The 18,385-nt window shown below is 68.3% G+C and carries 18 protein-coding genes; 5 read left to right on the top strand and 13 right to left on the bottom strand.

Annotated elements, in window-relative coordinates; genetic code table 11:
* Positions 1 to 101 precede the first annotated feature (101 nt).
* Positions 102 to 740, top strand: coding sequence for a TetR/AcrR family transcriptional regulator (locus PARN5_RS0114965; protein ID WP_018000589.1), 639 nt, complete (start codon positions 102 to 104; stop codon positions 738 to 740).
* Here PARN5_RS0114965 and PARN5_RS0114960 read toward each other — a convergent pair.
* Positions 737 to 1,495 (bottom strand): IclR family transcriptional regulator C-terminal domain-containing protein, encoded by a 759-nt coding sequence (locus tag PARN5_RS0114960; RefSeq protein ID WP_018000588.1) that lies wholly within the window; start codon positions 1,493 to 1,495, stop codon positions 737 to 739. The genes PARN5_RS0114965 and PARN5_RS0114960 overlap by 4 nt on opposite strands.
* Before the next feature lie 108 nt (positions 1,496 to 1,603).
* Between PARN5_RS0114960 and PARN5_RS0114955 the strand changes: the two genes are divergently transcribed.
* From PARN5_RS0114955 to pcaF, 3 genes are read left to right on the top strand one after another with little or no spacing between them, the layout of a single operon-like run.
* Positions 1,604 to 2,353, top strand: coding sequence for a 3-oxoacid CoA-transferase subunit A (locus PARN5_RS0114955; RefSeq protein WP_018000587.1), 750 nt, complete (start codon positions 1,604 to 1,606; stop codon positions 2,351 to 2,353).
* The gene (locus PARN5_RS0114950) at positions 2,350 to 3,021 is read left to right on the top strand and encodes a 3-oxoacid CoA-transferase subunit B (protein WP_018000586.1); all 672 of its coding nucleotides are present in this window, start codon (positions 2,350 to 2,352) and stop codon (positions 3,019 to 3,021) included. The genes PARN5_RS0114955 and PARN5_RS0114950 overlap by 4 nt, the downstream gene beginning before the upstream one ends.
* A 1-nt stretch (position 3,022) precedes the next feature.
* Positions 3,023 to 4,222, top strand: a complete 1,200-nt coding sequence (gene pcaF, locus PARN5_RS0114945; protein ID WP_018000585.1) for a 3-oxoadipyl-CoA thiolase — start codon at positions 3,023 to 3,025, stop codon at positions 4,220 to 4,222.
* A gap of 202 nt (positions 4,223 to 4,424) precedes the next feature.
* Here pcaF and PARN5_RS0114940 read toward each other — a convergent pair whose 3' ends face one another.
* The 4 genes from PARN5_RS0114940 to PARN5_RS0114925 all read right to left on the bottom strand — a co-directional run bounded on the left by PARN5_RS0114940 (position 4,425) and on the right by PARN5_RS0114925 (position 10,222).
* Complete coding sequence (locus tag PARN5_RS0114940) at positions 4,425 to 5,318, bottom strand: formylglycine-generating enzyme family protein (RefSeq protein ID WP_018000584.1); 894 nt, start codon at positions 5,316 to 5,318, stop codon at positions 4,425 to 4,427.
* A 61-nt stretch (positions 5,319 to 5,379) separates the two neighbouring features.
* Entirely contained in the window at positions 5,380 to 7,095 is a 1,716-nt protein-coding gene (locus PARN5_RS22270) for an arylsulfatase (protein WP_018000583.1), read from the bottom strand.
* Between the two features lie 239 nt (positions 7,096 to 7,334).
* Entirely contained in the window at positions 7,335 to 9,092 is a 1,758-nt protein-coding gene (locus PARN5_RS0114930) for an FAD-dependent monooxygenase (RefSeq protein ID WP_018000582.1), read from the bottom strand.
* A 56-nt stretch (positions 9,093 to 9,148) separates the two neighbouring features.
* On the bottom strand, positions 9,149 to 10,222 hold the full coding sequence (locus PARN5_RS0114925) for a maleylacetate reductase (RefSeq protein ID WP_018000581.1): 1,074 nt from the start codon (positions 10,220 to 10,222) through the stop codon (positions 9,149 to 9,151).
* Between the two features lie 92 nt (positions 10,223 to 10,314).
* On the opposite strand from PARN5_RS0114925, the gene PARN5_RS0114920 reads away from it, so the two are divergent.
* Positions 10,315 to 11,265: a LysR family transcriptional regulator gene (locus tag PARN5_RS0114920; protein ID WP_018000580.1), complete on the top strand. Its 951-nt coding sequence runs from the start codon at positions 10,315 to 10,317 to the stop codon at positions 11,263 to 11,265.
* A gap of 4 nt (positions 11,266 to 11,269) precedes the next feature.
* On the opposite strand, the gene PARN5_RS0114915 is transcribed toward PARN5_RS0114920, so the two are convergent.
* From PARN5_RS0114915 to PARN5_RS22930, 8 genes are all read right to left on the bottom strand, one after another.
* Entirely contained in the window at positions 11,270 to 11,602 is a 333-nt protein-coding gene (locus tag PARN5_RS0114915) for a hypothetical protein (protein ID WP_018000579.1), read from the bottom strand.
* Between the two features lie 7 nt (positions 11,603 to 11,609).
* Positions 11,610 to 12,443 (bottom strand): intradiol ring-cleavage dioxygenase, encoded by an 834-nt coding sequence (locus tag PARN5_RS0114910; protein ID WP_018000578.1) that lies wholly within the window; start codon positions 12,441 to 12,443, stop codon positions 11,610 to 11,612.
* Positions 12,444 to 12,465: 22 nt separating this feature from the next.
* Positions 12,466 to 13,524 carry a branched-chain amino acid ABC transporter permease gene (locus PARN5_RS0114905; RefSeq protein ID WP_018000577.1) on the bottom strand — a complete coding sequence of 353 codons (1,059 nt, stop codon included), beginning with the start codon at positions 13,522 to 13,524 and terminating at the stop codon, positions 12,466 to 12,468.
* Between the two features lie 10 nt (positions 13,525 to 13,534).
* Positions 13,535 to 14,398 carry a branched-chain amino acid ABC transporter permease gene (locus tag PARN5_RS0114900; protein ID WP_018000576.1) on the bottom strand — a complete coding sequence of 288 codons (864 nt, stop codon included), beginning with the start codon at positions 14,396 to 14,398 and terminating at the stop codon, positions 13,535 to 13,537.
* Positions 14,398 to 15,111, bottom strand: a complete 714-nt coding sequence (locus PARN5_RS0114895; protein WP_018000575.1) for an ABC transporter ATP-binding protein — start codon at positions 15,109 to 15,111, stop codon at positions 14,398 to 14,400. The genes PARN5_RS0114900 and PARN5_RS0114895 overlap by 1 nt, the downstream gene beginning before the upstream one ends.
* Entirely contained in the window at positions 15,108 to 15,830 is a 723-nt protein-coding gene (locus PARN5_RS0114890; RefSeq protein WP_018000574.1) for an ABC transporter ATP-binding protein, read from the bottom strand. Before PARN5_RS0114890 ends, PARN5_RS0114895 begins: the two co-directional genes overlap by 4 nt.
* The gene (locus PARN5_RS0114885) at positions 15,827 to 17,092 is read right to left on the bottom strand and encodes an ABC transporter substrate-binding protein (protein WP_018000573.1); all 1,266 of its coding nucleotides are present in this window, start codon (positions 17,090 to 17,092) and stop codon (positions 15,827 to 15,829) included. The genes PARN5_RS0114890 and PARN5_RS0114885 overlap by 4 nt, the downstream gene beginning before the upstream one ends.
* A 162-nt stretch (positions 17,093 to 17,254) precedes the next feature.
* The gene (locus PARN5_RS22930; protein WP_081615007.1) at positions 17,255 to 18,331 is read right to left on the bottom strand and encodes a GSU2403 family nucleotidyltransferase fold protein; all 1,077 of its coding nucleotides are present in this window, start codon (positions 18,329 to 18,331) and stop codon (positions 17,255 to 17,257) included.
* Between the last annotated feature and the right edge of the window lie 54 nt (positions 18,332 to 18,385).

Raw genomic sequence — 18,385 nt, 5'->3', positions numbered from 1 at the left:
CGACCCGCGGCTTCTTGCCGCGTCGGACGGGCCAACCCGCCCGTTGGCTTGAGAACCGATTCGTTTCCGAATATGGTTCGGGTCCGAATACGGAGCAGCACATGGCCGAGACAGGGATCCAGGGCGAAGGCCGCGTGGCGCGGCGCCAGCGGCGCAACCGGGCGGCGCTGATCAAGGCCGCGCGCGAGATCATGACCGAAAAGGGCGCCGAGGCCGCCACCATGCTGGAGATCGCCGAGCGCGCCGATGTCGGCGCCGGAACGATCTACAACTATTTCCGGTCCAAGGACGAATTGGCCATAGCCGTGCTCGAGGGACTGATGCACGACCTGGGGGTCAGCATCCAGGCCGTCACCGACCGGTTCGAGGATCCGGCGCAGGTCTATGCCTTCGGCATCCGCACCGTGCTGGACGCCGCGACCGGCGATCCGCGCTGGCGGCAGATGCTGCACCGCTCCGAGGTGATCGCGGATGCGCTGTTCCGCATGATGGGCCCCTTCGCCATCCGCGACCTGCGCCAGGCCTCGGCGGCCGGCCGGTTCGAGGCCGAGGCGGCCGAACTGACCTGGCGGCTGACCTGCCACGCGCTGATCGGCGCCAGCCTGGCGATCACCGAAGACCAGCTTCCGCCTGCCGAAAGCGAGCGGATCGTGGCGCGCCTGCTCTGCATGGCCGGCCTGGACCTGGCCAGCGCCGCCGAACTGGCCGCCCGGCCGCGCCCGCCGCTGCCCGGCCGCTAGCGCAGCACCCGGCGCAGCCCCTCCTGCACCCGGCGCAGCGCCGGCAGGTAGAGCGCGACCAGTTCCTCGGCCGAGGATTGCACCGCTGCCACCCCGGTATTCAGCGCCGCCACCACCCGGCCATGCGCATTCCAAAGCGGCACGGCAAGCGAGCGCAGGCCCAGCTCGACCTCCTGGTCGATCACCGCATGGCCCTCGGCGCGGACCTGCCGGATGCGCGCCATGATTTCGTCCGGCGCGGTCAGGCTGTGGCGGGTGCGCGGCGTCAGGTCCGAGCGCTCGACGATGGCGCGCGCCTCGGGCTCGGGCAGGGCGGCCAGCAGCACCCGGCCCATCGAGGTGCAATGCGCCGGCAGCCGCGAGCCCGGCATCAGCCCGATGGACATCACCCGCCGCTGCGCCGCCCGTGCCAGATAGACGATCTCGGTCCCGTCGAGGATCGAGACCGAGGTCGATTGCCCGATCTGTTCCGAAAGCTGGTCCAGCCAGGGCTGCACCAGCTGCGCCAGCGGCATCGCCGCCAGCGCCCCCATGCCCAGCCGCAGGATGCGCGGCGTCAGGGTGAAGAACTTGCCGTCGTAATCGGCATAGCCCAGCTCGTGCAGGGTCAGCAGGCAGCGCCGCGCCGTCGCCCGGTCCAGCCCCGTCGCCTCAGCCACCTCGGCGATGGAAAGCCGCGGGCGCTCGGCCCGGAACGCCTCGATCACGCCAAGCCCCTTCGCCAGCGAGGCGATGAAATCGGTCTTGTTCACCATGCGCACATGATTTTACGCAGTTTGAACAAATGTCAACATCCGCACGAAACTTCTGGCATCACGGCGGCCATGCGCGCAAGAAATCCCCGGAACCCGCAGGAGGAGTTCATGGACAAACGCATTCCCAGTCTGGCCGAGGCGGTCGCCGGCATTCCGGACGGCGCGACGGTGATGATCGGCGGCTTCGGCGGCTCGGGCGCGCCGATCGAGCTGATCCACGCGCTGATCGACCGCTATCTGGCCACCGGCAGTCCCGGCAACCTGACCGTCATCAACAACAATGCCGGCAACGGCCATGTCGGCATCGCGGCGATGATCGAGCAGGGCATGGTCCGCAAGATGGTCTGTTCCTTCCCGCGCTCGGCCGATCCGCGGGTCTTTACCGAGAAATACCTGGCCCGAGAGATCGAGCTGGAACTGGTGCCGCAGGGCACGCTGGCCGAGCGCATCCGCGCCGGCGGCGCCGGCATCCCGGCCTTCTATACGCCCACCAGCTACGGCACCGACCTGGCCCGCGGCAAGCCGGTCGCCGAGTTCGAGGGCCGGCCCTATGTGCAGGAACGCTGGCTCATGGCCGATTTCGCGCTGATCAAGGCCGAACTGGGCGACCATTACGGCAACCTGACCTATCGCATGGCGGCGCGGAATTTCTCGCCGCTGATGGCGATGGCGGCGGCGCGCACCATCGCGCAGGTGACGCAAGCGGTCGCGCCGGGCGGTATCGACCCCGAGCATGTGGTGACGCCGGGCATCTTCGTCGCCGGCATCGTCGAGGTCGCCAACCCGGCGCAGGAAGAGGCGCTGAACCGCGCCGATGCGGCCTATCCCCCCGCCCGTCCCCAGGAGGTGCAGGCATGACCCCGAAGCTTTCCAACGCCCAGATCGCCTGGCGCGCGGCGCAGGACATCGCCGACGGCGCCTATGTGAACCTGGGCATCGGCTTTCCCGAGATGGTGGCCAAGTTCCAGCCCCCCGGCCGCCAGGCGGTGTTCCATACCGAGAACGGCGTCCTGGGCTTTGGCGAGGCTCCGCCCGCGGGCGAGGAGGACTGGGACCTAATCAACGCCGGTAAGAAGGCGATCACGCTGAAACCCGGCGCGGCCTTTTTCCACCATGCCGACAGCTTCGCCATGGTGCGCGGCGGGCATCTGGACGTGGCGATCCTCGGCGCCTATCAGGTGGCGCAGAACGGCGACCTGGCGAACTGGTCCACCGGGCCCAAGGGCGTGCCGGCGGTCGGCGGCGCGATGGACTTGGTGCATGGCGCCAAGCGCGTCGCGGTCATCACCGACCATGTCACCAAGGACGGCAAGCCGAAGCTGCTGGAAGCCTGCACCCTGCCACTGACCGGCGTGGGCTGCGTGACCCGGGTCTATACCTCGCTCGCCGTGGTGGACGTGCAGGACGGCCGCTTCGTGCTGCGCGAGAAGCTGGCCACGCTTTCCCTTGACGATCTGCAAGCCGTGACCGGCGCGCGGCTGCATCTGGACGGTGCGGTCGGCGATCTGGTCGTGCCGGAGCTGTGACATGACCGAAGTCTTCATCTGCGACTATATCCGCACCCCCATCGGCCGCTTCGGCGGCGCGCTGGCCCCGGTGCGGGCCGACGACCTGGGCGCCGTTCCCTTGCGCGTGCTGATGGCGCGCCATGCGGGGCTCGACTGGCAGGCGGTCGACGACGTGATCTATGGCTGCGCCAACCAAGCCGGCGAGGACAATCGCAACGTCGCCCGCATGGCCGTGCTGCTGGCCGGGCTGCCGCTGGAGGTGCCGGGCACGACGATCAACCGGCTTTGCGGCTCGGGCATGGATGCGGTGCTGGTCGCGGCGCGCCAGATCGCGGCGGGCGAGGCCGAGCTGATGATTGCCGGCGGCGTCGAGTCGATGTCGCGGGCGCCCTTCGTGCTGCCCAAGGCCGAGACCGCCTTCAGCCGCCATGCCGAGATCCACGACACCACCATTGGCTGGCGCTTCGTCAACCCGGCGATGCATGCCGCCTATGGCACCGACTCGATGCCGCAGACCGGCGAGAACGTCGCCGACGATTACGGCGTCTCGCGCGAGGCGCAGGACGCGATGGCGCTGGCCTCGCAAGCCAAGGCCGCGGCGGCCATCGCCAATGGCCGGCTGGCGCGCGAGATCACGCCGGTCGCGGTGCCGCAGCGCAAGGGCGAGCCGCTCTCGGTCGATACCGACGAGCATCCCCGCGCCACCACGGCCGAGGCGCTGGCCAAGCTGCGGCCGCTGTTCCCGAACGGCTCGGTCACGGCCGGCAATGCCTCGGGGGTGAACGACGGGGCGGCGGCGCTGATCCTGGCCTCGGAGGCGGCGGCGAAGAAGCACGGGCTGACCCCCATCGCCCGCGTGCTGGGCGGGGCGACGGCGGGGGTGCCGCCGCGCATCATGGGCATCGGCCCGGCGCCGGCGTCGCAGAAGCTGATGGACCGGCTAGGCCTGACCGCGGCGGATTTCGACGTGATCGAGCTCAATGAGGCCTTTGCCGCGCAAGGCATCGCCACGCTGCGCCAGCTGGGCATCGCCGAAGACGATCCGCGCGTGAATCCGAACGGCGGCGCCATCGCGCTGGGGCATCCCTTGGGCATGTCCGGCGCCCGGATCACCGGCACGGCGGCGCTGGAATTGGCGCTGACGGGCGGGCGGCGGTCGCTTTCGACCATGTGCATCGGCGTCGGCCAGGGCATCGCCATCGCGCTGGAGCGGGTCTAGCCCGCTGGCGGCGGCGGGAGCTGACCGCGCCCGCCGCGCGGCTACAAGGCTGCTGAAAAACTCCGCCCGACCGGAGAGCCCGGGCCGGGGGACCGGGACAACCGCCTGAAACCGACCGGAAGCCCCCATTTTCAGGCGAGCTTTGCCGAATCCGGAACGATTTCCGCCTCGGCGGCCGTTCGGAACCCTTTCCGGCAGCCCGCTATAGCCGCCGGATGCAGCGAAAGCCCAGATGGCCGGTGGTCATGTCGGTCTGCTGCGGGTGGCGGGCGGCGGGACGGTAGCGCTGGCAATAGTTCGGCGCGCAGAGATAGGAGCCGCCCTTGATGACCTTGGTCTCGGTGCTGCCGGCCGCCGCCGCCGGCTTGCGGCAGCAGCTGCGCGCCGGCTCGGCCCGGGGCGCGGCGTATTCGTCCACCGTCCATTCCCAGACATTGCCGATCATGTCGAACAGCCCGTAGCCATTGGCCGGGAAACTACCGACCGGAGAGGTGCGGGCGAAACCGTCCTCGAGGTCGTTGACGAAGGGAAAGGCGCCCTGCCAGGTATTCGCCATGTGCCGGCCGTCCGGCGTCAGGCTGTCGCCCCAGGCAAATTCCGCGCCCGCGAGCCCGCCGCGCGCGGCGAATTCCCATTCCGCCTCGGTCGGCAGCGCCTTGCCGGCCCATTCGGCATAGGCCAGCGCATCGGCCAGCGCGACATGCACCACCGGGTGATCCTCGATCCCGGCAAGGTCGCTGCCCGGGCCAGCCGGGTGCTTCCAGCAGGCGCCGGGCACCAGCCGCCACCAGCTGGCCGGGCCCTTCAGCACCATGCCGGGCAGCGGCGGGGTAAAGACCGCCGAACAGGGCTCGACCATGCGGCCGGGGATCGAGGGATGCGGCTGCGGCCGCTCGGCCTGGGTGACATGGCCGGTCGCGGCGACGAAGCGGGCGAATGCGGCATTGGTGACCGGATGGCGGTCGATGAGAAAGGCCCCGACCTCGGCCGGGCGGACGGGGCGTTCCTCGGGATAGAAGCGGTCCGAGCCCATTAGGAAGCGGCCGCCCGGGACGGGCAGCATGTCGCCGAGGTCGGGATGGCGGGCAAGGGTCATGGCCGGTCCTTTCCGTAAGGTCCGGGGGGCGGCGATGCCCCCCGGGCCGGATTGCATGGCCTCAGTTGGCGCCGGCCAGATGCGGGCGCGGGAACAGGTATTCGGCCTCGTTGGAATAGACCATCTGCGGTGCCAGCCCCTCGTTCCAGTAGATGCCGAAGCGTTCCTGGCAATTCTGCCAGTCGGCCTTCAGTTCCGCCAGCCTTTCGGGCTGATCCGCCGCCAGGTCGCGATTCTCGGCCGGGTCGGCCTTGATGTCGAACAGCTCGAAATCGCCGGTGCCCCAGGGCTTGTTGCTATGCACCATCTTCCAGCTGTCCTTCCAGACCGAGACGCGGCCGAAAAGCTCGGTGCAGACCGGCTCGTCCTGCGGGCGGGCGGTCTCGGCCCGGCCCTCCAGCCAGGGCCGCAACGAATGGCCGGTCATCGGCGCCAGCGCAGTGCCGTCGCGTTGCGCGGGCGGCGTGGCGCCGGCCAGGTCCAAGAGCGTGGGCGCAATGTCGGTGACATGCACGAACTGGTCCAGCCGTTCGCCATTCTTCCAGCCGGGATAGGAGATGAAGGCGGGCGAGCGGGTGCCGCCCTCGTAGGTATAGCCCTTGACCATGCGGAACGGCGTCTGGCTGACCGAGGCCCAGCTGGGACCATAACCGAAATACGAGCCTTGCTTGCCGAGGTTCTCCAACGAATTGTCGAAGGCCCGGTCGATCCATTCCTTGTTCCGGCCGCCCATGATGTTCTCGGGCAGCTGGCCCTCGGCGCCGTTGTCCGAGAAGAAGATGAAGATGGTGTCCTCGTATTCGCCCTTCTGCTTCAGGTGATCGACAAGGCGGCCGACATTCTGGTCGACCTCGTGGATCATGGCGGCATAGACCTCCATCTTGCGGGCCTCGGTGGCGCGCTGCGCCTCGTCGAACTCGTTCCAATGCGGCCACAGGTCGGGGGCGGTATTCGGCTGCACGTCGGGGCCGATCAGGCCCAGCTCGCGCATCCGCGCCAGCCGCGCGTCGCGGATCGCGTCATAGCCGGCGTCGTATTTGCCCCTGAACAGCGCGATGGATTCGTCCGGGGCCTGCAAGGGCCAATGCGGTGCGGTATAGGCCAGATAGCCGAAGAAGGGCGCGTCGTCTGCGGCCGAATCGATCTGCTCGATCAGCTGCGTGGTGAAGTAATCCGTCGAATAGGTGAAATCCTCGCCCAGCTCGATCGGCTGGTCGTCGGCGGTATAGTTCGCCTTGGGCAGCGCCTCGATCATGCCGGTCTGGTCGAAATGATGCGCGCCGCCGTTCATCATGGCGAAGGATCGCTCGAAGCCGCGGGCGTTCGGGCGCTGGCCCTCCTTGCCGCCCAGGTGCCATTTGCCCGAGATATAGGTGTGATAGCCGCTGTCGCGCAGCACCTCGGGAAAGCTTATAACCCGCTCATTCAGATAGCCCTCGTAGCCGGGATGGCCGCGCTGCTCGTCCAGGATCTCCTCGGCCATGCTGCCCAGGCCGGCGACATGGTTGTCGGTGCCCGACATCAGCATGGACCGTGTCGGCGAGCAGGTCGGCGCGACGTGGAAATTGGTCAGCTGCACGCCGTCCTGGACCAGCGCATCCAGGTTCGGCGTCGGGATCTCGCCGCCGAAGGCGCCCAGATCCGAATAGCCCATGTCATCGACAACGATCAGCACGATGTTGGGGCGAGCGCCCTGCGCCAGCGCCGGATGGGCGATGGCCAGCGTCGCCACGCTCAGCGCAAGGCGCGGCAAGGTGGCCAGTCTTTTCGACGTCATCAAATTCTCCTCCTCCTGTTCTCGAAGGAACGACCCGGCAGGGCAGTGCCGCTGGTGCCGGCCTGTCGTTCCGGGCCTCCTCGCCCATCGCAGCCTTAGCAAAGGTGGGTCGGACACAGCATGACATGATCGGCGGGTAATATGTTGCGATGTTATATCAAGCGCGATGCGCTGCCGGGAGGCCGCGAGGCGATGCGCCGCCGGGCGCGCCCTTGCGGAACGCGCCCGGCGGTCGGGGCTCAGCGCGCCAGCACCTGGCGCAGCACGCGCGACAGTTCGGCCTCGGGCTGGGGAACAAGGCCGGTCGCGCGCCAGCAGACATGGTGGTCGGGACGCACCAGCAGGCAGCCGTTATCCTTGATCTCCGAGGCGCGGGCCCAGTCGCCGCTGTGATCGACATGGGCCTGGCGCGGGCCGATGACATGGGCGACCAGGTCGATGCCCAGGTCGCGCGCCACCTTGCCGGCCGCCTCGGCCCAGGCTTCACCGCCAAGGCCGGTCAGCAGGGTGAATCGGCCATGGCCGCACAGGTCCAGCGTCGAGACCTCGGCCCCGTCGTCGTGGCGGTAAAGCCAGGCATGCGGCAGGCGGGCGCCCGGCCAGGTGGTCGGCTGGTAATGCAGTTCGGGGTCGAGCTGGAAGTCCGGCTCGAGCTGGTCGTCGGTCACTACGGCATCCGAGCGGTAGCGCTGGTTCATCTCGACGCCATGCGCGTCGAATTCGTATTTCTTGAAGGCGATGGCCTTGCGGATCGCCTCGCGCTGCAACTCGGCCGCGGGCGTGCCGTCGGTGCGGGCCTGCAGGTTCTTCTGCATCTGCACCGGGTCCACCCCCTCGGCCATGCCGAGCGCGGCGAAGATCGGGCCGGTCTCGGTGATGGACTGGTTGGCGCGGGTGACGATCTGCCGGGCCACCGGCGCGCGTTCGGCGTCATAGCTGTCCAGCAGCCGCTCGCCCGCCTGGCCCTTCAGCACCAGGGCAAGTTTCCAGGCCAGGTTGAACGCATCCTGGATCGAGGTGTTCGAGCCCAGCCCGTTCGACGGCGGATGCCGGTGGATGGCGTCGCCCATGCAGAACACCCGCCCGTTCGAGGTCCGGGTGGCGTAGAAATTGTTCACCGTCCAGGTATTGGCGGACAGAAGCTCGATCTTCAACTCGGGGTCGCCGACCAACTGCCGGGCGACGCCGGTGGCGAATTCCTCGGTCACCTCGGGCTCGGGGCCGTTGATGTCATAGCCCCAGACGATCAGCCATTCGTTCCAGGGCCGCACCATGCGCACCAGCCCCATGCCGATGCCACCGACATCGGCGCCGGGCTGCATCACCCAGTACAGCACCGAGGGCCGGTGCGCGACGTATTTCGACAGGTCGGCCCGGAACAGGATGTTCATCGAGCCGCCCACGCCCATCCTGCCCTCGAAGGGCAGGCCGGCATGTTCGGCGACCAGCGACTTGCCGCCATCGGCGCCGATCAGGTATTTCGAGCGGATGGTGATCTCCTGCCCGGTCAGCCGGTCGCGGCAGGTGGTGGTGACGCCGGTCTCGTCCTGCTCGTGGCGCAGGTATTCGGTGGACAGCCGCCCCTGCGTGCCGCGCGAGCAGGCGGTCTTGAACAGCAAGGGCTCCATATAGGTCTGCGGCAGGTCGTTCATCCGGGTGGGCGAGGACATCAGGTGCTCGGCCTTGGACAGCGGATGGTTGCCCCAGGCCTTCAGCCGGCCGATTTCCTCTCCGGCCAGGCTTTCGCAGAAGATGTTCTCGCCCATCAGCTCCTGATGGGTGGCGAACATATAGGCCTCGTCCTCGACCTCGCGGCCAAGGTCGCGCAGCACCTCCATGGTGCGCTGGTTGGTGATATGGGCGCGGGGCGTGTTGGCCAGCCAGCGATAGCGGTTCACCGCCATGTTGGCGATGCCGTAGCTGGACAGCAGCGCGGCGGTGGCCGAGCCGGCCGGGCCGGTGCCGATGATCAGCACATCGGTGGTTATATCCGTCATTCGGGGTCTCTCCTCCCAGAGGGTTTCGTCGAAAGGGTTGCCGGTGCGGGCGTGGCTCAGCGGCCCGGCGCCTCGCCCGCCCAGGCGGCGGCCAGCAGCCGGCGCAGGGCGTCGCGCTCGACCGGGCGCGGGTTCCAGTAGGGGTTGCGGGTGGCGATCTCGGCGGCGCGGTCCAGGTCCGCCTCCTTCAGGCCCAGGTCGCGCAGCGCCAGCGGCGCCCCGCTTTCGCGGGCGAAGCGGTGCAGCGCCCGGCCCGGATCGGCATCGCCAAAGAGCTCGGCCACCGGCGCCAGCAGTTCGGGCACCGCCTGCGCGTTATAGGCGATGGCATGGGGCAGGATTACCGCGTGGGTTTCGGCATGGGGCAGGTCGAAGCTGCCGCCCAGCGTGTGGCAAAGCTTGTGGTGCAGCGCCATGCCGACCTGGCCCAGCACCGAGCCGCAAAGCCAGGCGCCATACAGCGTCTCGCCCCGCGCGGCCAGATCGCCGGGCGTGGCGATGACGCGGGGCAGGGCGTCGCGAAAGGCGCGAAGCCCCTCGACCGCCATCAGCGAGGTCAGGGGCGAGCGGTCGCGGGCGTAAAGCCCCTCGGCGGCATGGGCCATGGCATTGAGCGCGCTGGTCACGGTCATCGCCACCGGCAGGGTGGCGACCAGCTCGGCATCGTAGAGGATGACCTCGGGCTGCACCCGGCGGTCGGTGATCGTGGTCTTCAGCCCGTTTTCGGTCTGGCCCAGGATCGGCGTCGCCTCGCTGCCGGCATAGGTGGTGGGCACGACGATCTGCGGCAGGCCGGTGCGCAGCGCGATGGCCTTGCCGAGGCCGGTGGTCGAGCCGCCGCCCACCGCGACCAGCACGTCGGCGCCGATGCTGCGGGCATGGTCGGTCGCCTGTTCCGAAACCTCGACCGGCGTGTGCATGACCGCCCCGGTGAACCGGCCCGCCACGCGGTCGCCGCAAAGCGCGGCGAATTCCTCGGCCATATCGGCCTGCTGCGGCGTGGTCAGGATCAGCGCGCGGCGGGCGCCGAGCGCGTCGATCTCGTCGGCGATGCTGTTGCGCAGGCCGCTGCCGAACCGCACCCGGACGGCCGGGCATTGCGCGGTGAATTCCTCGCGGAAAAAGGACACTGGTTTTCCTCCCTGATCCTGGTCTTAGGCAAGCTACACCGGCCAAAGACAGATATTGATCGGATGAACGAAACATAATATGATAATAAGTTATGAAAATAGACAGCGAACATCTGGAAATCCTGGCGGTGATCGTCGAGAAGGGCGGGCTGACCGAGGGGGCCGAGGCGCTTGGCAAGTCGCAGCCCTCGGTCTCGCGCAGCATGGCGCTGCTGGAAAAGCGCATCGGCATGCCGCTGTTCCAGCCCGGCCGCCGCCCGCTGCGCCCGACCGAGCTGGGGCTGAGCCTGGCGCGGTTCGGCGCCCGCATCCGCGCCGCGAATCAGGAGGCCAGCCTGCTGGTCCAGCGCTTCCGCAAGGGCCATGCCGGGCGGCTGCGGGTCGGCGGCTCGCCGATCTTTATGGACGGGGTGGTCTCGACCATGATCGCGGATTTCCAGATGCGCCACCCCGAGGTTCAGATCGACCAGTCCTATGGCTATGTCGATACGCTGGAGGCGTCCTTGCGCAACGGCACCCTGGACATGGCGATCCTGCCCCTGCATCCCAGCCAGGTGCCGCCGGGGCTGAGCTTCACCCCGGTCCTGCCCAGCCGCAACGTGGTCGCGGCCCGCGCCGGCCATCCGCTGACCCGGCGCAAGGCCATCGCCCAGGCCGATCTGGCGCCCTATACCTGGATTGCGCCGCCGGCCAACAGCCCGCTTTACCGCGACCTGGAACGGGCGCTGAAATCCATCGGGCAGGAGGATTTCAACGTCAGCTTCTCGGGCGGCACGCTGGCCTCGATCCAGTCGGTGATGGCGGGGTCGGACGCGCTGACCGTGCTGCCCTATTCGGTGGTGTTCCTGTCGCGCCGCAGCGTGCCGATGGAGGCGCTGCCGCTGCGCATCGACCACCCCGAGCGGCAATTGGGCCTGCTTTTGCCCGAGGGCCGGCCCGGCCCGCCGGCCATGCGCCAGCTCATCGCCTTCCTGACCGAGGAATTCGCCCGGCTGACCGCGCGGATGGAACACGACCAGCAGGTGACGCGCCGGCGCGGCTGAGGGGCTATTTCAGCGCCAGATAGGTTTCGGGGTCCAGCATGCCCACCCGCACCGCGACATTAAGGCCGCTGGCCTGTTCCAGCATCTGCCGCATGGTCCCGGCGACGGCGCGGATCCGCTCCGGCGTGCGGCCGCTGCGCGGCAGGATCAGCAGCTCGGCATTCACCTGCGGCTGGTCGGGCAGGCCCAGCACCGGCAGTGCGGCGATCTGGCAGGCGCTGGCCTCGACCGCCAGCCCGTCGCAAAGCAGGTCGCGCAGCCGGGGCAGCGCATCCTCGATGGCCTCGCGGCAGGCGCCAAGGCGGGTTTCGTCGACATAGATCTTGACGTTGGGCATGATCGGCTCAGGCAGGGACAAGGATGAAGTCGAAGGGCGAGCGCCAGAGGGTCTCGCCGTCTATGCGCTCATAGGGCGCGACCAGGCTGTTCTTGACCCCGAAGACCGCGTCCGAGGCCAGATAGGCATCGCCGCCGACGAAGGTATGGGTGACGACGCGCTGATAGCCCGGCGCGGTAACGAGGTAATGCATATGCGCCGGCCGGTAGGGATGGCGGCCCAGCTTGCCCAGCATCTGCCCGACCGGCCCGTCATCGGGGATCGGATAGCTGACCGGCTTGATGCCGACGAAGCTGTAGCGCCCGTCCGGCCCGGTGACGAAGCGGCCGCGATTGTTCCATTTCGGCTGGATGCCCGGCTGCTGCACGTCATAGTAGCCGTCGGCATTGTCGGACCAGACATCGACGGTCGCGCCCTCGACGGGATTGCCGTCCAGGTCCAGCACCCGGCCTTCGAACAGGCAGCTTTCGCCCTTGCCGTCCAGGCTGATGCATGCGCCCATCTCGCGGATCGGCGCGCCCTCGACATGGAAGGGGCCGAAGACGGTGTTTTCGGTCGCGCCCTCGGGGCGGCGGTTGTTGATCGCATCGACCAGCATGGAAAAGCCCAGCACGTCCGAAAGCAGGATGAACTCCTGCCGCTCGCCCGAGCAGATCTGGCCGGTGCGGGTCAGGAAGTCGATGCCGATCTCCCATTCCTCCTGGGTCAGGGCGATTTCCTTGGCGAAGGCATGCAGGTGCTTGACCAGGCAGGCCATCACCTCGGCCAGCCGGGCGTCGGTCGTCTCGCCCATGCGGGCGTTGACGGTCTCGACCGAGCCTGCTTCGGTGAAATAGGACATGGTTTCCTTCCTTTCGTGAATCTCAGGGCCGGATGGCCGGTGCGGGGGCGGGGGCCGGTGCGGGGGCAGGGGCGCGGTGGCCCAGCGGCAGCAATTCCAGCCCGGTGCGGCCGGACAGGCTGCCCCAAAGGCCGCGCCGCGCGAACAGCATCACCGCGATGCCGAACAGGCCCAGCACGATCAGATAGGCGCTGCCGTAATCCGACAGCAGCCGCTCCAGCGCATAGAACACCACCACGCCGACGATGGGGCCGGGCAGGGTGCCGATGCCGCCGATCACCACCACGAACAGCACGAAGGCGGTCCAGTCCAGCAGCGAGAAGGCCGCGTCCGGGGTGATGCGGGTGATCTGGATGAACAGCAGCCCGCCGCAAAGGCCGGTGCCGAAGGCGGCCAGCAGAAAGACCAGCGCCTTGAGCCGCACCGGATCGACGCCCACCGCGCGCGCCGCCATGGCATTGTCGCGGATCGCCTGCAGGCCCAGTCCCATGCGCGAGCGCAGGAAGGCCCAGGACACGCCCAGCGTCGCCAGAACCAGCCCCAGCGCCAGCCAGTAAAGCACGATGTCGCTGGCTGCTGCGCTGGAGACGCCCAGCCATTCCTTGACCGGCCCGACGCCCAGCATGTCGCGGGTGGTGCCCTTGGGCAGCGAGGTGCCGGTGCCGCCGCCGAGCGCCTTCCACTGGCCCAGGCCCAGCCGGGCGATCTCGGCCGCGACCCAGGTGCCGATGGCGAAATAGGCGCCGTTCAGGCGAAAGACGAAACAGGCCACCGGCACGGCCAGCGCCATGGCGACCAGCCCGCCCAGCAGCACGCCGGCCAGCGGGTCCAGCCCGAACAGGATGACGGCGGCGAACATGGTATAGGCGCCGATGCCGACGAAGGCCTGCTGCCCGACCGAGACCAGCCCGGCAAAGCCCGCCAGCATGTTCCAGTTCAGCGCCAGCACCAGCAGGCAGAGGATGCCGAACAGGTCCTGCACCACGGCGCGCGGGCCGATCAGCGGCACCAGCGCCAGGGCGGCTGCGCAAAGGATGGCGAGGGCCAGGGGGCGATATGCGGGAAAGGTGGTTTTCATCATGGCGCCCTTTTCAGTCGATGGCCCGGGGGAACAGCCCGCGCGGGCGGACCATCAGGATCAGCACGAAGGCGATATGCCCGGCCAGGATCTGCCATTCCGGGTTGATCGCCGCGCCCATGGTCTGGGCAAGGCCGATCACCACGCCTCCGGCCAAGGTGCCCCAGAGGCTGCCCAGCCCGCCGATGATCACCGCCTCGAAGGCATAGAGCAACCGCGCCGGCCCGATCGAGGGGTCGAAATTCGCCCGCGTGCCCAGGTAGAGCGCGGCGATGGCGGCGACGACCAGGGCGATGCCGGTGGCCATGGCGAAGATGCGCTGCGGCCGGATGCCCATCAGCTGCGCCGTCACCGCATCGTCCGAGGTGGCGCGGAAGGCGCGTCCCAGCGCGGTGCGATAGAACAGCAGGTTCAGCGCCAGGATGACCGCGACCGCCGTGGCCAGCGTCATCACCGGCATGACGCCCATATGCACCGGCCCGATCACGACCGAGGCGGATTCGACCGGCCCCGCCGCCAGCTTGCGGCTGTCGGCGGTGAAGGCGGCAAGCAGCCCGTTCTGGATCACCACCGACAGCCCGAAGGTGACCAGCAGCGGCGGCAGGATGTCCTCGCCCAGCACCCGGTTCAGCAGCCGGGTCTGCAAGAGCCATCCCAGCGCGAACATCAGCGGCATGGCGATCAGCGCCGCGACAAAGGGGTTCATGCCCGTCACCGTGCCCAGGCCGAGGATCAGATAGGCGCCCAGCACGATCAGGTCGCCATGTGCCAGGTTCACCAGCCGCATGATGCCGAAGACCAGGCTGAGCCCGGCGGCGAAAAGCGCATAGAGGCCGCCCAGCAGCAGGCCCTGCACGATCGTATCCAGCGAAAACATCAGTGGGTCGCTCCGAAATAGGCGTCGTGGATGGCGTCGCGCGACAGCTCGCCCGGCCGGCCGGACAGGGTGATGCGGCCCTCCATCATGCAATGCACGTGATCGGCCACCTTCAGCGCCTGGCCCACGTCCTGCTCGATCACCACGATCGAGGCGCCGCTGGCGCGGATCTCGGGGAAGGCGGCATAGATCTCGCGGATTACCACCGGGGCGAGGCCGAGGCTGAGCTCATCGCAAAGCAGCACGCGCGGGTTGGACATCAGCGCCCGGCCGATGGCCACCATCTGCTGCTGGCCGCCCGACAGCGCCGTGCCGGGATGGTCGCGCCGCTCGCGCAGGATGGGAAACAGGCGATAGACGCTTTCGAGGTTCCAGTGCCCCTGGGTGCGGCGCGCATGGGCGCCGATCAGCAGGTTCTCCTCGACGCTGAGCGAGGGGAAGAGCCGCCGCCCCTCGGGCACCATGGCGATGCCGGCCATCAGGATGTCGGGCGCCGGGGTTCCGGTGATGTCGCGCCCGTCCAGCCGGACGCGGCCGGCGCTGACGCGGGCGATGCCGGTGATCGCCCGCATCAGGGTGGTCTTGCCGGCGCCGTTGGCGCCGATGATGGCCAAGACCTCGCCCTGCTGCAGCGTCACGTCGACGCCGAACAGCGCCTGGAAATCGCCGTAATGCGCGGTCAGGCCGGAAACCGACAGGATGGGTCCGCTCATACCTCGGCCCCCAGGTAGATCTCGCGCACCTCGGCCGAGTTCATCACCGTCCTGACGTCGCCGACCATCAGCAGCCGGCCGAAATTCAGCACGATCAGCCGGCCGACCACGCTGTTCAGCGCATGCAGCACATGCTCGATCCAGACGATGGCGGTGCCCTCGGCATGGATGGCGCGGATGGTGGCGACCAGCTCGACGCATTCGGCATCGGTCAGCCCGCCGGCGATCTCGTCAAGCAGCAGCACCCGCGGCCGCGTGGCCATGGCGCGGGCCAGCTCCAGCCGCTTGCGGCTGAGCAGCGGCAACCCGCCCGCGGGATTGTCGGCGGCACCGGCCAGCCCGGTGCGGCGCAGGATGTCCATGCAGAACTCCGGCGCCTCGGCCGCCGCCAGCCCGCCGCCGAAGCGCGCCGCGACCAGCAGGTTTTCATAGACCGACAGATGGCCGAAGGGCTGCGGGATCTGGAACGAGCGGCCGATGCCCGCCGCACAGCGCGCCATGACCGAATCGGCGCTGACATCGCGCCCGTCCAGCAGGATCTGCCCGGCATCCGGCCGCAGATTGCCGGTGATCAGGTTGAACAGCGTCGATTTCCCGGCGCCGTTCGGGCCGATGATGCCAAGCGCCTCGCCCGGTTGCAGATCGAAGCTGACATCGTCGGTGACTTTCAGCGCGCCGAAGCTTTTCGACACGGATTGCAGCGAAAGCAGCGCCATCATGCCAGCGTCCGGATGCTGTCGCCCAGCGGGATCTCGGGCGCCAGCGCGTTCTCGACGATCACCAGGTCGAAGCTGCCGTCCTCCTTGCGGCGCCATTGCCCGCCGACCAGCGGCGTCTTGGCGACGTTCCTGCGGGCGAATTCGGGCACGTTCTCCTGCCCCCAGGCGACGCGGCCGACCACGGTCTGCAGGTCGGTGACGGCGATGGATTCGGCCAGCGCATCGCCGTCGGTCGGGTCGTCGGTGCGGCGGATGGCGTCGGCGGCGACCTCGAACAGCGCATGGACGAAGCCGGCGGGCTGGGTCCATTGCCGCTTGGCCGCGGCCTCGAAATCGGCGGCCAGTTCGCCCGCGCTCTGCCCGGTCAGGGACGAGCGGAACGGGTGCCGCGGCGACCACCAGACTTCGGCGGTCAGGTTGTCGCCCAACTCGCCAAGCGCGGCGACGCTTTCGGGAAACAGCAGCGCCTTGGCGACCGAGACCAGCTTGGGCCGGTAGCCCTGCTGCCGGGCCTGGGTCCAGAAGGTGGTGAAATCCGGCGGGATCGGGATGCCGACCAGGATCTCGGCCTGCGCCTGCTTGAAGGCATTGATCTGGGCGCTGAAATCGTCGGTCAGGTTCTGGTAGCGGCCCGGATCGGTCAGCCGATAGCCGGCCTCGGCCAGCGCCGGCGGCATGCCCACCTCCGAGGCCCAGGCATTGCCGTCGCTGTCGTTGGGCCAGAGCGCGCCGACAGATCTGTTGGTCTGCACCGCATCCCACATGTTCATGAAGACCCGGACATTATCCTCGAGCCCCCAGAAGAAGTGATAGACATAGTCGAATTCCTGCCAGCTTTCCGGGTCGGCCGGATTGCCCTGCTGGCCGATGAACCAGGGCTGCCAGGGCGCGACGCTGGAGATCACCGGGATCTCCTCGGATTCCGCCACGCTGCAGACCGGGTTGGTGGTCTCGGGGGTCGAGGCGACCAGGATCAGGTTCACCTCGTCGCGGCTGATCAGTTCGCGCGCCACCTCGGCGGCGCGGTTGGGGTTGGACTGGCTGTCCTTGACGATGACCTCGGCCTCGATGCCGAGTCCCGGCGCGCTGGCCAGGAACTGCCGGACCATGAAGTCGTCCGCGGCCGAAAAGGCCGAGAGCGGGCCGGTCTGCGGGCTGACATAGCCGATCCTGATCGCCTTGCCTTGCGCCAGCGCCGGCCGCGCCAGTCCCAGCCCCGCCAGTGCCGCGCCCGAGGCGATGAAGGTCCGTCTGTTGAGCATTGCCTGCCCTCCCATGATCCGCCGCATTCCGTTGCGGGTCCGGCCCTCCTCTGGCCGATCCGCTGCGGCAAGCGCGCCCCGTCGCCGGGCGGCTTTTCCTGACACCGATCACTCTATCGCGGGGCGGGCAGGCATATCATCGCATGGTCGCGAAGAAATATGTCACATTGTTATATTTCTGGGGATGTGCCGCAGGGGCTTCCGAAAGAAGCCGGGCCGAAGGCGTCGCATGCTTGCCCGGTTGGTCGACGGCGAGGACGACCTGGGGATCATCGGCGATTTCGCAACTTGCGAGATCGAGGCGGGGTGCATGGCCGCGCAGGCGGCCTTTGCAGCGCTGCCGGGGCGGAAGCACACTGACCAAGAAAAGCGATAGCGTGCGCACGGCGCGAGACAGACTACCTTATAGACGATACATTTTTTGTCTATAAGCAAAGCTCGGCTCAACTCAGCTGGAGCTTCATCCGCTCTTGCATCGCCTTGATCACCGATTTTTTGCAGCATGGCAACCCCTTCAAGGAGCTTGCCTCTCCAGCTCGGCCCCTGTTCCATCGCCTCGGTCCAGACCGCCTCCAGCTCATAAGGGCGATCCTCCAGCAACACCTCGAGGAGGGCCTCTGCCTGACGGATGTCCTTCCGGGCCTCCGCCAGGCTCTCGGCCGTCTCGATCCTCATCCGGGAAACGATCAGCTTGTGGACCGCGTAGCGCTCCGGTGCCGGCACATTGATCGGTACGCCCAGCCCGTAAAGGGCGACCGCGTTGATCTCGCCGTAGATCAGGAAGTCGAGGTAGCGCAAAAGCTGGGCATCGCCCTTCATCGTTTTCAACTGGGCGATGCTTCCGCGCTCCGGCCCACGCAGCGGGCACAGAAGGTCGACGGCGAATTCCGCCTGGCTTCCCACCCGGATGGCGTATCGCAGGGTCCGCCTCCCATTCATGGGCAACGGTATCGCCCTGAACCGATCATCTGCCGTCTGGAGGGTGGTAAGGAGATCTTGCTCGATGGCATCGTCCACCGCCAGCGAAATCGAGTGGAATTGCGCTATGTCGAGGTCCCCGGTCTGGCCCGCCGCGTTATCGAAACGCACCCCCAGCATCGGCGGATAGGTCTGAAATGCAGCCGAGCCCACGACCACGGCCCGCAGCCGGAAGGCCCCGGCCTCTGCCAACGTCGACATGATTTTTCCAGAGAGCGGATCCGGGCCGGGCAGCCGGGCCGCACGCAGGGATCGGATCATGGCGACGCGCTCGCCGCGCACGGCTTTCAGGTCATGATGCTAATGCAATCGAGC

This window comes from Paracoccus sp. N5 (assembly GCF_000371965.1).
Lineage (GTDB): Bacteria > Pseudomonadota > Alphaproteobacteria > Rhodobacterales > Rhodobacteraceae > Paracoccus.
The sequence above is the reverse complement of the archived record's forward strand: the minus strand, read 5'-3'. Positions and strand labels throughout refer to the sequence as shown.

Excerpts from the sequence above, each read along its gene's own strand:
- PARN5_RS0114960 (WP_018000588.1), bottom strand. The coding sequence starts at position 1,495 with ATGGTGAACAAGACCGATTTCATCGCCTCGCTGGCGAAGGGGCTTGGC.
- PARN5_RS22270 (WP_018000583.1), bottom strand. The coding sequence starts at position 7,095 with ATGACGTCGAAAAGACTGGCCACCTTGCCGCGCCTTGCGCTGAGCGTG.
- PARN5_RS0114890 (WP_018000574.1), bottom strand. The coding sequence starts at position 15,830 with ATGATGGCGCTGCTTTCGCTGCAATCCGTGTCGAAAAGCTTCGGCGCG.
- PARN5_RS0114920 (WP_018000580.1), top strand. The coding sequence starts at position 10,315 with ATGAAAATAGACAGCGAACATCTGGAAATCCTGGCGGTGATCGTCGAG.
- PARN5_RS0114905 (WP_018000577.1), bottom strand. The coding sequence starts at position 13,524 with ATGATGAAAACCACCTTTCCCGCATATCGCCCCCTGGCCCTCGCCATC.
- PARN5_RS0114915 (WP_018000579.1), bottom strand. The coding sequence starts at position 11,602 with ATGCCCAACGTCAAGATCTATGTCGACGAAACCCGCCTTGGCGCCTGC.
- PARN5_RS0114885 (WP_018000573.1), bottom strand. The coding sequence starts at position 17,092 with ATGCTCAACAGACGGACCTTCATCGCCTCGGGCGCGGCACTGGCGGGG.
- PARN5_RS0114950 (WP_018000586.1), top strand. The coding sequence starts at position 2,350 with ATGACCCCGAAGCTTTCCAACGCCCAGATCGCCTGGCGCGCGGCGCAG.
- PARN5_RS0114910 (WP_018000578.1), bottom strand. The coding sequence starts at position 12,443 with ATGTCCTATTTCACCGAAGCAGGCTCGGTCGAGACCGTCAACGCCCGC.
- PARN5_RS0114930 (WP_018000582.1), bottom strand. The coding sequence starts at position 9,092 with ATGACGGATATAACCACCGATGTGCTGATCATCGGCACCGGCCCGGCC.
- PARN5_RS0114940 (WP_018000584.1), bottom strand. The coding sequence starts at position 5,318 with ATGACCCTTGCCCGCCATCCCGACCTCGGCGACATGCTGCCCGTCCCG.
- pcaF (WP_018000585.1), top strand. The coding sequence starts at position 3,023 with ATGACCGAAGTCTTCATCTGCGACTATATCCGCACCCCCATCGGCCGC.
- PARN5_RS22930 (WP_081615007.1), bottom strand. The coding sequence starts at position 18,331 with ATGATCCGATCCCTGCGTGCGGCCCGGCTGCCCGGCCCGGATCCGCTC.
- PARN5_RS0114955 (WP_018000587.1), top strand. The coding sequence starts at position 1,604 with ATGGACAAACGCATTCCCAGTCTGGCCGAGGCGGTCGCCGGCATTCCG.
- PARN5_RS0114965 (WP_018000589.1), top strand. The coding sequence starts at position 102 with ATGGCCGAGACAGGGATCCAGGGCGAAGGCCGCGTGGCGCGGCGCCAG.
- PARN5_RS0114895 (WP_018000575.1), bottom strand. The coding sequence starts at position 15,111 with ATGAGCGGACCCATCCTGTCGGTTTCCGGCCTGACCGCGCATTACGGC.
- PARN5_RS0114900 (WP_018000576.1), bottom strand. The coding sequence starts at position 14,398 with ATGTTTTCGCTGGATACGATCGTGCAGGGCCTGCTGCTGGGCGGCCTC.